The sequence below is a fragment of the Bacillus methanolicus PB1 genome (genome assembly GCF_000262755.1).
Taxonomy (GTDB): Bacteria; Bacillota; Bacilli; order Bacillales; family Cytobacillaceae; genus Bacillus_Z; species Bacillus_Z methanolicus.
In genome coordinates, this window is record NZ_AFEU01000003.1 from 657,355 (window position 1) to 669,847 (window position 12,493).

The 12,493-nt window shown below is 40.2% G+C and carries 16 protein-coding genes; 1 reads left to right on the forward strand and 15 read right to left on the reverse strand.

The genetic code is table 11. The features are described 5' to 3' along the window. Positions 1 to 49: 49 nt before the first annotated feature. The 7 genes from PB1_RS12935 to PB1_RS12965 are packed head-to-tail and all read right to left on the reverse strand — an operon-like array spanning position 50 to position 5,650. Complete coding sequence (locus PB1_RS12935; protein ID WP_004437306.1) at positions 50 to 1,042, reverse strand: biotin--[acetyl-CoA-carboxylase] ligase; 993 nt, start codon at positions 1,040 to 1,042, stop codon at positions 50 to 52. After that, positions 1,027 to 2,223, reverse strand: coding sequence for a CCA tRNA nucleotidyltransferase (locus tag PB1_RS12940; protein ID WP_004437307.1), 1,197 nt, complete (start codon positions 2,221 to 2,223; stop codon positions 1,027 to 1,029). Before PB1_RS12940 ends, PB1_RS12935 begins: the two co-directional genes overlap by 16 nt. Continuing rightward, positions 2,207 to 3,361 carry an N-acetyl-alpha-D-glucosaminyl L-malate synthase BshA gene (bshA, locus tag PB1_RS12945; protein ID WP_004437308.1) on the reverse strand — a complete coding sequence of 385 codons (1,155 nt, stop codon included), beginning with the start codon at positions 3,359 to 3,361 and terminating at the stop codon, positions 2,207 to 2,209. Before bshA ends, PB1_RS12940 begins: the two co-directional genes overlap by 17 nt. Beyond that, entirely contained in the window at positions 3,358 to 4,074 is a 717-nt protein-coding gene (gene bshB1 / locus PB1_RS12950; RefSeq protein WP_004437309.1) for a bacillithiol biosynthesis deacetylase BshB1, read from the reverse strand. Before bshB1 ends, bshA begins: the two co-directional genes overlap by 4 nt. A 1-nt stretch (position 4,075) precedes the next feature. Further along, a complete protein-coding gene (gene mgsA / locus PB1_RS12955; RefSeq protein ID WP_004437311.1) occupies positions 4,076 to 4,483 on the reverse strand; it encodes a methylglyoxal synthase in 408 nt (135 codons plus the stop codon). Positions 4,484 to 4,498: 15 nt separating this feature from the next. Continuing rightward, on the reverse strand, positions 4,499 to 5,299 hold the full coding sequence (gene dapB / locus PB1_RS12960) for a 4-hydroxy-tetrahydrodipicolinate reductase (protein ID WP_004437318.1): 801 nt from the start codon (positions 5,297 to 5,299) through the stop codon (positions 4,499 to 4,501). Positions 5,300 to 5,317: 18 nt separating this feature from the next. Continuing rightward, positions 5,318 to 5,650 carry a nucleotide pyrophosphohydrolase gene (locus tag PB1_RS12965; RefSeq protein ID WP_004437320.1) on the reverse strand — a complete coding sequence of 111 codons (333 nt, stop codon included), beginning with the start codon at positions 5,648 to 5,650 and terminating at the stop codon, positions 5,318 to 5,320. 216 nt (positions 5,651 to 5,866) lie between these two features. On the opposite strand from PB1_RS12965, the gene PB1_RS12970 reads away from it, so the two are divergent. Beyond that, complete coding sequence (locus tag PB1_RS12970; RefSeq protein ID WP_004437322.1) at positions 5,867 to 6,739, forward strand: YitT family protein; 873 nt, start codon at positions 5,867 to 5,869, stop codon at positions 6,737 to 6,739. A gap of 30 nt (positions 6,740 to 6,769) precedes the next feature. Here PB1_RS12970 and PB1_RS12975 read toward each other — a convergent pair whose 3' ends face one another. The 8 genes from PB1_RS12975 to PB1_RS13010 form a co-directional block, all read right to left on the reverse strand. Beyond that, complete coding sequence (locus tag PB1_RS12975) at positions 6,770 to 7,444, reverse strand: zinc metallopeptidase (RefSeq protein ID WP_004437324.1); 675 nt, start codon at positions 7,442 to 7,444, stop codon at positions 6,770 to 6,772. Positions 7,445 to 7,566: 122 nt separating this feature from the next. After that, positions 7,567 to 8,361: a sporulation protein YpjB gene (gene ypjB, locus PB1_RS12980; protein ID WP_004437326.1), complete on the reverse strand. Its 795-nt coding sequence runs from the start codon at positions 8,359 to 8,361 to the stop codon at positions 7,567 to 7,569. 76 nt (positions 8,362 to 8,437) lie between these two features. Continuing rightward, the gene (lhaT, locus tag PB1_RS12985) at positions 8,438 to 9,034 is read right to left on the reverse strand and encodes a lipoprotein heptaprenylglyceryl N-acetyltransferase LhaT (RefSeq protein ID WP_004437327.1); all 597 of its coding nucleotides are present in this window, start codon (positions 9,032 to 9,034) and stop codon (positions 8,438 to 8,440) included. Between the two features lie 82 nt (positions 9,035 to 9,116). Then, a complete protein-coding gene (locus tag PB1_RS12990; protein WP_004437330.1) occupies positions 9,117 to 9,884 on the reverse strand; it encodes a menaquinol-cytochrome c reductase cytochrome b/c subunit in 768 nt (255 codons plus the stop codon). Between the two features lie 60 nt (positions 9,885 to 9,944). Further along, entirely contained in the window at positions 9,945 to 10,619 is a 675-nt protein-coding gene (qcrB, locus tag PB1_RS12995; protein ID WP_004437331.1) for a menaquinol-cytochrome c reductase cytochrome b subunit, read from the reverse strand. A 3-nt stretch (positions 10,620 to 10,622) separates the two neighbouring features. Beyond that, positions 10,623 to 11,129 carry a Rieske (2Fe-2S) protein gene (locus tag PB1_RS13000; RefSeq protein ID WP_034645351.1) on the reverse strand — a complete coding sequence of 169 codons (507 nt, stop codon included), beginning with the start codon at positions 11,127 to 11,129 and terminating at the stop codon, positions 10,623 to 10,625. A gap of 148 nt (positions 11,130 to 11,277) precedes the next feature. After that, a complete protein-coding gene (locus tag PB1_RS13005; RefSeq protein WP_004437335.1) occupies positions 11,278 to 11,742 on the reverse strand; it encodes a YpiF family protein in 465 nt (154 codons plus the stop codon). Positions 11,743 to 11,915: 173 nt separating this feature from the next. Next, positions 11,916 to 12,464: a ReoY family proteolytic degradation factor gene (locus PB1_RS13010; RefSeq protein WP_004437336.1), complete on the reverse strand. Its 549-nt coding sequence runs from the start codon at positions 12,462 to 12,464 to the stop codon at positions 11,916 to 11,918. Positions 12,465 to 12,493: the final 29 nt, after the last annotated feature.

Genomic DNA, 12,493 nt, shown 5'->3' on the forward strand with positions numbered 1-12,493 from the left:
TCGAGATACTGCCCAGTGTGATTATAACAAAACAGCGACTCAGCGGCCATTATAATATTTTTCCGAATAAATCGATATCAGCAGAGAAAACATGATGAACTGCGCCGTTTTCATCTTCAATCATTAAAACGCCGTCATCGGTAATCCCTAAAGCTCGTCCGGAAATATTGCCGGACAATGTTCTGGCGAATATCTTTTTGCCAATGCTGACCGCGTAGCTTTCCCACAAAAGCTTGATCGGATAAAATCCTTTTTCCAAATAAAGCAAATAAAATTTTTCAATGTTGGAAAGTACCGCTCTTATTATAGCAGGCCTTGAAATGTACTCGCCTTTTTCAATTGATAGGGAAGTAGCAATTGAACGAATATTTTCAGGAAAATCGTTCACCTTTTGATTTACATTCATGCCGATGCCGATGATGATCGTTTTGACTCTGTCTGCTTCTGCTTGCAGCTCTGTCAAAATTCCGGTTACTTTTTTGCCGTTTATTAAAATATCATTCGGCCATTTAATTTTCGGCGATAAAGCAGTAACTTCCTCAATTGCTTTAACGACCGCAACAGCTGTCAAAAGAGTAAGCTGCGGCGCTTTCGTAGGCAAAATATTTGGCCTCAAGATTACACTCATCCAAATTCCGGTGTATTTTGGTGAATACCATTTCCGGTCCATTCTTCCCCGCCCTGACAACTGTTCTTCAGCGAGAACGACTGTTCCTTCGGGTGCTCCATCATAGGAAAGCCGATGTGCGATTTTCTGGGTTGAATCGACACTTTCTTCGTAATGGATTTGCTGGCCAAGAAAATCAGTCTTTAATCCAAGCCTGATCTCGTCCGGCGTTATATTTTCAGGAGTTTTAATAATCCGGTAACCTTTTCTTCTGACCGCTTCAAGAATAAATCCCTCTTTCCTGAGATCTTCGATATGTTTCCAAACTGCTGTCCTCGAACAGCCAATTAAATCTGCTAAATACTGGCCGGATAAGAATTCTCCATCTGCACGTGTAAAGGCATCAAGCAGTTTCTTTCTCAATTCTGATTGCACTTGATTACCCACTCCTTTATCTTTTCTTTCTGATTAAGAAGCTCCCCGTTAAGCACTGCATCTTCAATTTTTTGAAATAGCTCTTTTACCCATGGTCCGCCTTTTCGATCCAGCCACTTCATAAGCTCACTGCCCGTGGCTTGCAACTCGGACCTGTCTTTAATAGGAAGCCTGTCATAGGCTCCAATCCATTTTTCCGCTGAAGAAGAATAATTTCCGGTTATTACATTTAGCACATTTTCTGTATGAAAAATAACTTCTTTCTTCGCTTCGAAAAGCTCTCTGTTCGTCCATTCTGAATCCAGCCTAGCAAATACATAATGAACAATTTTCTGTATCATTTTTATTTTCTTTACAGGGAGCTTCCATTTTCTTAAGAATTCTTCAATAAATCGGTTTTTCAATCCGAGCCTGTATATTAACAGCACCCACATTTCCAAAGCGGAAAGACGATCAAACGGATCTTGAAGCATTTGTTCTAAATCGTTCCGACAATTTTCAAGTCCAGGAAGATACATGAACAACTCTGTTTCGATTATTAACTGTAAAGCCTCTCTCCGATTTACACCCTTTAGCAGTTTCTCAAACTCTACAGCTTTTCTTTCAACGGCAATTTCCTTTAATAAACGTTTATTTTCTGTCAGTGCCTTTTTTGTTGATTCTTCAAGGGAGAATGACAGCTGGCTGACAAAACGGATCGCTCTCATCATTCGTAAAGCATCCTCGCTGAGTCTTTCTTGCGGGATGCCGACCGTTTTAATCCGTTTTTCGCGAATATCTTTTTGACCGTCAAAAGGATCAATTAATTTTCCATCCTTGTCCATTGCGATTGCATTCATTGTAAAATCGCGCCGCTTCAAATCTTCATTTAATGACCGAATGAACGTAACGCCTGCAGGCCTCCTAAAATCCTCATATTTCTCTTCCGTACGAAAAGTTGTTACTTCATATGGTGTTCCATTAAAAATAACAAGTATTGTTCCGTGCTCAATTCCTACATCGACTGTTTTCGGGAAGATCTTTTTTACTTCGTCCGGTGTTGCCGATGTTGCAATATCCACATCTTCGATCGGCTTTTCGAGGAGATAATCTCTTACACAGCCTCCGACAAAATATGCCTCAAAACCGGCATTCTCAATTTTTTCAAGGACAGGTTTTGCTTTCTCAAATACGGGATTCATCATTTTCACCTGTATTCAGTAGATTAAAATAGATCTCTTCATAATAAGAGACTGCCAGTTCTGCATTGAATTTCTGTTTTACCGTTTCAATTGAATGATTTGAAAACCTCTTGTGCAGGTCGGAGTTTGTCAATATTTGCATCGCCTTTTCAAAATATTCATCGATGCTTCCAAGTTCACAAATAAATCCCGTATATCCGTCTTTAATGACTTCAGGAATGCCTCCGACATTAGTTCCGATGCAAGGAACCCCGCAGGCCATTGCTTCAAGAGCAACAAGCCCAAAGCTTTCCTTCGTAGATAAAAGCAGCTTCAGATCGCTTATCGAATAAAGTTCTTGAAGGTTTTCCTGTTTGCCTAGAAAAAGGACCTTGTCATTTAATCCGAGATCCATCACCAGCTTGCTTACAACTGTCATTTCAGGCCCGTCGCCAACAAGGAGCAGCTTCGCAGGCAATTTTTCGGCAACTCTGGCAAATGTTTTTACAACATCAGGAACACGCTTTACCGACCTGAAATTAGAAACATGAATCAATACTTTTTCATTTGGCTGAATACCGTATTCCATCCGCAAATGGTTCGAATCAACCTTTTGATATACCCGTTCGTCTACAAAGTTATAAACGGTTTCAATCTTTTTATTCGGCTTTAATAAATCGTATGTTTGTTCTTTTAAAGAATGGGATACGGCTGTAACAGCATCCGATTTTTCGATTCCAAACTTAATTGCATCCGCCAAGGAAGGATCATATCCAAGAACAGTAATATCCGTTCCATGGAGTGTAGTTACAATTTTTAATTCTTTTTCGCACATTTGTTTCGCTAAAATCGCACAGACCGCATGGGGAATCGCATAATGAACATGAAGCAAATCTAATTGTTCTCTATTAACGACTTCCGCCATTTTACTTGCAAGAGCTATATCATATGGCGGATATTGGAATACCGAGTATTGATTTACTTCCACTTGATGAAAATAAATATTGTGGTACATTTTTTTCAGGCGGAAAGGAAGCCCGGAAGAGATAAAATGGATCTCGTGTCCGCGCTCCGCCAAAAGCTTGCCTAATTCTGTTGCAACCACACCTGAACCCCCAACGGTTGGATAGCAAGTAATTCCAATTTTTAGTTTTCTCATTTTTTATCCCCTATTAAATCATAATTTACAAGAAAAGGCTTTGCAGTTTTGAACCCTTCGGCAAAATCTGCCCCTGCCTCTTTGCCAAACATTTTTTCTCTAGCTTTAACCGCTTCAATATATCCGTTTACAAGTGGCGTCTCAAAACTTTCTTTCGTTTTTACAAATTGGCTTTCGTACGCTTGAAGTGCTGCAATTTTTTTGTCGATAAATGCAGAAATATCGATGACAAAATCAGGAACATGAAACCCGTTAATCATATAGAAATAAATATTGGCCACTTTATGAGGTTCAGGAACTGCTTTAGTTTTAAACTTTTTGATTCCTGCTGAAAAAACCGCCTCTTTAACAAGGCGGGCACAATTACTATGGTCGGGGTGGCGGTCTTCAAAATAAGGAGCAAATACAATTTTCGGGCGGTAGCGGCGGATGACATCCGCCACTTTCGTTATGTATGTTTCAGAAAGAAAAAGCCCTCTGTCCGGGATATCTAATGTTTCTCTCACACTTGTCCCAAGAATTTCAGCTGCCCTGTTCGCTTCTGCCTGCCGGATTTCAACCGTTCCATTGGAAGACAGTTCAGCTTTTGTTAAATCACATATTCCAATTTTGTACCCTTTACTTGCATATTTTGCAATCGTACCTCCCATCCCGATTTCTACATCATCTGCATGGGCTCCAAATGCCAGTATATCCAAATACTGCAATTCCATTCTATTCACCGTTTTCCTTCACTATTTTTCGCCATTCTAAATCTCCGCGTTCAAGGCCTTTGATCAGTATTTCAGCTGTTCCCATATTCGTGGCAAGCGGGATAGAATAGACATCACAAAGGCGGACTAGCGCAGACACATCCGGTTCATGAGGTTGTGCGGTTAACGGATCGCGAAAGAAGAAAACCATGTCCATTTTATTTTTTGCAATCATAGCGCCAATTTCTTGATCTCCTCCAAGCGGGCCTGACTGGAAGCGTTCAATTGAAAGTCCGGTTGCTTCATAAATTCTCAGCCCAGTTGTTCCGGTAGCAAATAAATTGTGCTTGGAAAAAATATCTTGATACGCGGTAACAAAACTGACTAGATCATCTTTCTTTTTATCATGGGCAATTAATGCAATATTCACCATCCCACCCCATCTCTATTCAATAATATTTTCTAATCCGTAAACAAACGTATCAATTTTTAAAACCGTCTCAACGGCATGCTTTACGCCAGACATGAAAGATGCCCGGTTATACGAATCGTGGCGGATCGTCAATGTTTGCCCGTCTGATCCAAACATCACCTGCTGATGGGCAATTAATCCCGGCAAACGAACAGAATGAATATGCATTCCTTCATAATCCGCACCCCTTGCACCGATGATCGTTTCTTTTTCATTTGGATGACCCTGCTTCTTTGCTTCTCTCACTTCCGCAATCATCTCAGCTGTTTTGACAGCTGTTCCGGACGGTGCATCCAATTTTTGATCATGATGCAGTTCAATAATTTCAATATCTTGAAAATACTTGGCTGCCATTTGTGAAAATTTCATCATTAATACAGCCCCAACCGCAAAATTTGGCGCTATAATGCAGCCAAGTTTCTTTTCTTCGCAAATTTCTTCAATTTCTTTTAATTGATCTTTCGTAAAACCCGTCGTCCCAACTACAGGCCGCACTCCATATTCGAGAGCCGTTTTTGTATGATAGTAGCCTACTTCAGGAGTCGTCAAATCGATTAAGACATCTGCGCCGGTATCTTGAAAACATTTTTCAATATTTGTATACACAGGGGCATCAAATCCTTGAAAACCTTCCAATTCGGAAAGATTTTTTCCGTCATTCTTATTATCCAGCACTGCTGCCAACTCGAAATTTTCTGTTCTCCCGACAAGATGGACTGCTTCCCGCCCCATTCGTCCGCGCGGGCCTGCTACAACAATTTTTACAATTTCCATTTTTTTATTCTCCTTTACTTACTCTTCGATTCTTGTCCAGCGATCTTTATCGCGGATTTGAAATTTGTTCATAACAAGGTTATGGGCTTCTTCTAAATCAATATGTAAAGAGTTTGCAAAACAAATGAGAACAAACAGCATATCCCCTAATTCTTCCTCGATTGTCCGTTCTTTCTCTGTTGCCTTCTTTGGTTTTTCCCCGTAATAATGATTAACTTCCCGGGCGAGTTCCCCCAATTCTTCTGTCATTCTGGCGAGCAGCGCCAACGGGCTGAAATATCCTTCTTTAAATTGCCCGATATAAGCATCAACTTCCGCCTGAACGTCTTTCAAAGTTTTTGAATTGCCCATTTTTTCACCTCAACTTTAAACAGTTCAATCAGTATATCGTAATTTTCTTCTTACATGTTAGCCTAAACATGCCCCTTTTACAAATATTTTTGATTTCACATGATACACTCTTTTGATACCGGAAGAATTTTGGATATCATTGCTAATAGAAATGATATTTTATATAATTAAATACACTTTGTTTGTAGAACATACGGGATCAAGGAGGAATGTATATTGGTTTTTGGATTGAAACTTAATAATATCCTCTTCATTTTACTGGGAGCAGCAATTTTTTCTTTTGGGATTGTTAATTTTAATATGCAAAATAATTTGGCCGAAGGCGGATTTACCGGTATCACCTTATTATTATTTTTCCTGTTTGATTTGGATCCTTCATATACAAATTTAATATTAAACATTCCTCTTTTTTTTATTGGTTGGAAGCTTCTCGGGAGAAATGTGTTTTTATATACGATTATCGGGACGATCAGCGTTTCAGTTTTTCTCTGGATTTTTCAGCGTTTTCCGGTGCATATGCCGCTTAATAATGACATGGTGCTTGCCGCCCTGTTTGCGGGCGTATTCATCGGAATAGGCCTCGGAATCATCTTCCGATTTGGCGGCACAACAGGAGGCGTCGATATTATTGCCAGGCTGGCCCACAAATACATCGGCTGGAGCATGGGGAAAACGATGTTTTTGTTCGATGCTGTTGTTATTACCTTATCGCTCGTCTTCTACTTAACGTATCAGGAAGCTATGTATACATTAGTGGCAGTATTTGTAGGAGCCCGTGTGATCGATTTTATGCAAGAGGGCGCTTACTCAGCCAGAGGTGCAATGATTATCTCTGATCACAATGAAGAAATTGCCGACAGAATATTGAAAGAAATGGATCGGGGAGTTACTGTGTTAAAAGGGTACGGTTCATTTACGAAGAAAGAACGGGAAGTACTCTATTGTGTAGTTGCAAAAAATGAAATCGTAAAGCTGAAAAATGTGATTACTTCCGTTGATCCGCACGCATTTGTATCAGTCAGCGTTGTTCATGATGTACTAGGTGAAGGCTTTACACTTGATGAAAATAAAATGCCGCTGGTAAGATAAAGAGGCTGACCCTTATGAGTCAGCCTTATCTTATTCCTCTCTCGTCATTCCTGTAAAAATCAATACTAAGCGAACTAGTTCAAGTACTGCAACTGCTGCTGCGGCAACATATGTTAAAGCCGCTGCATTCAATACTTTTCTCGTTTCCCGTTCTTCATCATTCCGAATAACGCCAAGGGAAACGACTTGATCCATTGCCCTGTTGGAAGCATTAAACTCAACCGGAAGAGTAACAACCTGGAAAAGCACGGCTGATGCCATAAAAATAATTCCTAAAAGCAACATTCCGCTCAATTGAGCAAAAATACCAATCATAATAAGAATCCAGGCAAAATTTGAACCGATATTTGCAACAGGGACAAGCGCATGGCGGAAACGCAAAAATGCGTAATCTTGCTGGTCCTGAATTGCATGGCCCACTTCGTGTGCAGCAATCGCAGCTGCTGCAACGGAATGCCCATGATAGTTGGCGGAAGATAATCTAACCGTTTTAGTGCGAGGATCATAATGGTCACTTAAATATCCTCCTGTTTCCTCGACACCAACATGATACAGTCCGTTCGCGTCTAAAATCTTTCTCGCTACTTCAGCACCTCTCATCTGCGATGACGAAGGAACGCGCGAATATTTTTTATAAGCTCCGCTCACTTTCAGCTGCGCCAAGAGAGGTACAAGTATAATGACAGCGAAGTAAAGTAGATACATTTTCAACCTCCATTTTTAACTTTTGATCCTAATGCAGATAGATCCCGCCTAAACAGCAAATAAACTTTGAAAAATGTTAATCCCTGCTTCTAATTTTATTGTAATAAATGTGTTGTTAAGGGTCAATCTTTTAGCTCTCTTGACCTGTTCCTTTCCTTTTCACGGTCGCCTCTATATTTTCTCCAACCAACGTAAGACAATGTTAGTATAATAATGCTTCCGGTTGAAATCATTACCCACCAGAGGGACGGATCTGCTTCATCTTCGTTCATCTCATCAAAAATCTTTTGCAAATCTAATTGCAACGCCTCAAGCTCCTGTTGGCTTGAAGCCTGTGAAAGCACTTGTGGGCGGAATTGATCAATGAAATTAACTCTGGCATCAACTTTTTCCATTCTTTCAGGCGGAATATCAAGTCTCATGCTCGGATAGATGACTTCATAAAGAGATAAAAATGAATTCAGATTAGAGTGAAAATGTTCATTGTCCCCATTATATACAGATTGTTTCACACTGTTAAATGCCGACATAATCGGTCCTTCCATTTCTGCCCATAAAGGCTGATGGGTGGAAGTAACAGCATCAACAACAAGCCGGAACTTAGTAACACGATTTATTCTCTCTTCATATGGCATTGCTGCACTGACGGTTGCTTCCAGGGCATCTTTATGAGCAACCGTTATAATTCTCAACTCATCCATCGATAATGATTTTTCCTTAATAGTAAACGTTAAAAACTGTTTTGAAAAATACTCCAGTATTATTTTTGCATCGTCATATCTTCTTAATTTTACCATTTGCAAAGCTTCATCTGAAATTTCATCAAGCTTATCTATAGGCGGCGTTTGTTCTGCGAATACTGTGAATGGTGCCAGCAGGAAAACAGCCAGCATGACTATGGCAGCAATTGCTCTCATTCTTGTCCCCCCTACAATATCTAATAAAATGTATGTGGGCTTGGACAAGGTTAGACCAGAAATTATCAATCATCGATTATGAATTTAATTCTAAAGTAAATCTGCCGGGCCTTACACAATAATAATAAGCAAGGAACAGTGATGCAATACTGAGCCAAAACGTAAAGTACCCTATTTCTTGCAAGTATAGATGCAAAACAGGATAACGAGGCATTTGTAAAAACACATAGTCAATGATTTCATTGTGCAGCACCCAAATTCCAGTAATAATTAAATGGAGCATTTTGATCCGGTAAAACGGAGCATATAAAACTCCTTGAATTGCCATTCCCAGATGGGAAAAAATTAACATGTACGATTCAAAATCGAGTTCTCCTTTTACGGTAAAAACCAATAAATTCATAATAACTGCCCAAATTCCGTATTTAAGCAAAGTGACAATTGCAAGTGCCTCGAATAATGGCCAGTTCTTGTTCAAAAGAAAAGCGATTAGTACAAAAACAAAAAACAAGCTGGCTGTCGGACTGTCCGGAACAAATGGCACGAAGATCGCAGGCGTATCAACAAGCTGCCACTTGTACCAATGGTAGCCATAAATCGTTCCCGCAATGTTGATGAGAAGCAAACACCATAAAAAAGCCCTGCTAGCAATAAACGGATAAATCCACTTCATCAATTTTTTCCTCATTTCAATATGTATGATACAATATTATCATATTAAAAAAAGCTGGCGAAAAGCCAGCTTTTTTCATTGATTATTTGCTTTTAATGCTAGAGATGAATTCTGCAAGTTTTTTCAGTTCTTCATCAGTGCCTTTGAACATACCAGGCGGCATTTTTCCTTTTCCGTTTTTGGCAATGTCAGCCACCTCTTCAGGTTTCAATTCGGTATCAATTAGTGCAGGAGCACCGGCACCGCCTGATAATTCAGCTCCATGACAGTTAATACAGCCTTGAGCTTCGTAAATTTTGTATCCTTCCGCTTCCTTGTCAATATCTGCTTCAGCTACAATCTTTCCTTGCTGCTCTGCCGCTTCCCAGTCGTGATGTGCAACAGCTTGCCAAGTCAAGAAAATGATCGAAGCTAAAGCCAACAGCATAAATCCTGTTGCTAAAGGACGTTTAGTCGGACGGCGTTCAGGCCCCCGGTCAATAAACGGCGCCAACAACAACGAACCGAAAGCAAGCCCGGGAATGACAATCGCGCCAATAACATTATAAGGACCTGAAGCATATGTGTATTTTAATAATTGGTATAAAAATAAGAAATACCAGTCTGGCAATGGGATATAAGCTGTATCAGTCGGATCTGCCACCCTTTCTAACGGAGAAGGGTGAGCGACTGTCAGACACAAAAAGCCGACGAGGAAAACTGCACCTACCATCCATTCTTTCAGAAGAAAGTTAGGCCAGAAAGCCTCAGTCTTTCCAGGGTATTCCGAATAATCTTTCGGAATGTTAGGCTTGCGTTCCGCAGGAACACGGGAGTCTCCTACGAACTTCATACCTTTTCCACGATGCATCGAGCAATCCCCCTCCTTTTTCAAAACATCGGACAATCTTTTTAACGTTGCTTGATCGGCTTACAAAGGACCGGAAATACCTTGTCTGCGGATCATGATAAAGTGCGCAGCCATTAAACCGAGCAATGCAGCCGGCAAGAAAAATACGTGAATCGCAAAGAATCTGGTAAGCGTTTGGGCTCCGACGATGCTCTCATCACCGGCAAGCAAAACTTTCACCCATGTACCGATAAGCGGAACGGATTCCGCAATCTGCAGACCTACTTTTGTCGCAAACAAAGCTTTCATATCCCAAGGAAGCAAATATCCTGTAAAACCTAAACCTAACATAACGAAGAAAATTAATACTCCGACGATCCAGTTTAATTCTCGGGGTTTCTTATAAGCTCCTTGGAAAAATACGCGAAGCGTATGTAAAAACATCATTACGATAACTAAACTTGCTCCCCAATGGTGCATTCCGCGGACAATCTGACCGAATGCTACTTCATTTTGAAGATAGTATACAGATTGCCAAGCATTCTTAATATCTGGTACGTAATACATTGTTAAAAACATACCAGAAAGGATTTGAATCACAACTACGAAGAATGTTAATCCGCCGAAACAGTAAACAAATGCTGAAAAATGGTGTGCAGGGTTTACATGCTCCGGAACTTCATGGTCTGCAATATCACGCCACAAAGGCGTAATATCTAAACGTTCATCGACCCAATCATATATTTTGTTTAACAATCATTACGCCCCCTTCCGCGGTTTTGCTTTCCCGATTTGCAAATATCCATCCTTTACACGATATTCATACACATCCAGCGGTGCTGTCGGCGGCGTGCCTGGAACGTTTGTACCGTCTTTCGTGTATAAACCATAGTGGCACGGACAGAAGAAATGGTTTGGATTAGACTTGTCCGTATTCCAGTCAACAGTACAGCCTAAGTGTTTACAAACAGGAGAAAGTGCAACAATTTCACCTTTCTCGTCCTTATAAACCCAAGCTGTATTCGTTACTTCAGATTCATACCAGGCATCCTTCTGTGTGAATGTGAAGTCTACACGTGTTGGTTCAGTTGTAATTTCGTCTACTTTTTTGTCAGTTGGCACGAAATCCCCGCCGCCTTTGTCTTGCAGGACTGGATCAACAGCAAAACGAACCATTGGCATTAACATTCCTGCAGCCATGAAACCGCCTACACCGGTAAGCGTATAACTCAGGAATTGACGCCTGGAAACTCGATGCTTGCTCATGCTTTTCCCCCCTCTATCATGAAAATCAGTCCAACGGACATATTTCAACACATATAAAACTAGGACATAACAATGATATATCATTAATTACACAAGGTCAATATAGTACTGTACCTAAAAAAAAGCAAGTGTACAACAATACTCCCACTTATTCATTTTCCCGCCATTTTTGAATAAAAACATTTAACAATTGTTTGACCTGATCTTCTAAAATTGACTTTTTATATTGTTCATCCATATTCTCTAGCGGCAATGAAGGGATCCAGATTAACGACCCATTTAAAGCTTTTTCACTCGTTTTCCATTGCGAATCCGATGTTACATAAAAAAAATATTTAAACCCTTTTTGAAGAATTTCTGTTTCCCAAACTCTTAAATTTTCCACAAGCTTGTCCTCTTCAACGCTTTTTAAATACGAAAAACCGGGAAGAAGCAACAGCCTGCCTTTAAACTGCCTTTCCAGCTGAATGCTTAATAGTGTAATAAATTCAGTCATCGAAGCAGTTTGTTTTATATCCGCATCAAACGAAACAGGCAAAAGGGGCAAAACAGCCGTATCGACATATTCTTTTGCCTGCAAATACTGATCAATGTCTTGCGGGATCCATTTCATCGTCCACACTCCAATCTTCACCAAATTCCTTTTTAATCATACCATTTCATAAACGAAGATAAAATGAAATTCAAATAAAAAAAGGGTTGGCTCAAAAGCAAAGGGTCAGACCCCTCCAATACAATATATTGACATTGTTGGAGGGAGTCAGACCCTTATGAGCCAGCCTCTCGTTATGATTGTTTTTTCATCATTTTTAATTGTGCCGTAAGCTGTCGAAACGCTTCTTCATCCTGCTCATCAAGAGCTTTATCAATCAGCTGGAGCAGCTTTTCCTCCTGAAAGCGCTGAATGCTTTCCAAAAGGAAGCGCTCTGCAATGATCCTGTCTTTTTCTGTTATTTGAAGTTTTTTCGGCATATACGGGTTTTCTTCCATTACTGCTGCATACTGAGGGGCCTTATAAGATGCATGGAAATTTAATTGAATGTATATTTCCTCGTCCCGGTTCAAACGGATATCATGGAATGATTTCTCCGCATCTGTTGTCATGACGTTTTCTTTATAGAAGCGGAATGGCACTTCATCTACACAGTGTGTGGACATTACAAGCCCTCTAGGACAAAATTGTGCCTGCTCCACAAAATGAACCTTTTCCATAAGCTGATCATGGCTCATTAAGTAGTTTAAGATCCATACGCACTCTCTTCTTTTTAGTTGATAATGGTTTAAAAACCAGCGAATAAAATCTTTCTTCTCGTTGACAGAAACAGGGGCCGTCATATTAATTCCCTCCTCTGCATGATTACTTT

Bases quoted from the DNA above. Each gene is read 5' to 3' on its own strand.
- PB1_RS12940 (WP_004437307.1), bottom strand. From the start codon at position 2,223: ATGAATCCCGTATTTGAGAAAGCAAAACCTGTCCTTGAAAAAATTGAG.
- bshA (WP_004437308.1), bottom strand. From the start codon at position 3,361: ATGAGAAAACTAAAAATTGGAATTACTTGCTATCCAACCGTTGGGGGT.
- bshB1 (WP_004437309.1), bottom strand. From the start codon at position 4,074: ATGGAATTGCAGTATTTGGATATACTGGCATTTGGAGCCCATGCAGAT.
- dapB (WP_004437318.1), bottom strand. From the start codon at position 5,299: ATGGAAATTGTAAAAATTGTTGTAGCAGGCCCGCGCGGACGAATGGGG.
- PB1_RS12965 (WP_004437320.1), bottom strand. From the start codon at position 5,650: ATGGGCAATTCAAAAACTTTGAAAGACGTTCAGGCGGAAGTTGATGCT.
- PB1_RS12975 (WP_004437324.1), bottom strand. From the start codon at position 7,444: ATGTATCTACTTTACTTCGCTGTCATTATACTTGTACCTCTCTTGGCG.
- ypjB (WP_004437326.1), bottom strand. From the start codon at position 8,361: ATGAGAGCAATTGCTGCCATAGTCATGCTGGCTGTTTTCCTGCTGGCA.
- lhaT (WP_004437327.1), bottom strand. From the start codon at position 9,034: ATGAAGTGGATTTATCCGTTTATTGCTAGCAGGGCTTTTTTATGGTGT.
- PB1_RS12990 (WP_004437330.1), bottom strand. From the start codon at position 9,884: ATGCATCGTGGAAAAGGTATGAAGTTCGTAGGAGACTCCCGTGTTCCT.
- PB1_RS13000 (WP_034645351.1), bottom strand. From the start codon at position 11,129: ATGAGCAAGCATCGAGTTTCCAGGCGTCAATTCCTGAGTTATACGCTT.
- PB1_RS13005 (WP_004437335.1), bottom strand. From the start codon at position 11,742: ATGAAATGGATCCCGCAAGACATTGATCAGTATTTGCAGGCAAAAGAA.
- PB1_RS13010 (WP_004437336.1), bottom strand. From the start codon at position 12,464: ATGACGGCCCCTGTTTCTGTCAACGAGAAGAAAGATTTTATTCGCTGG.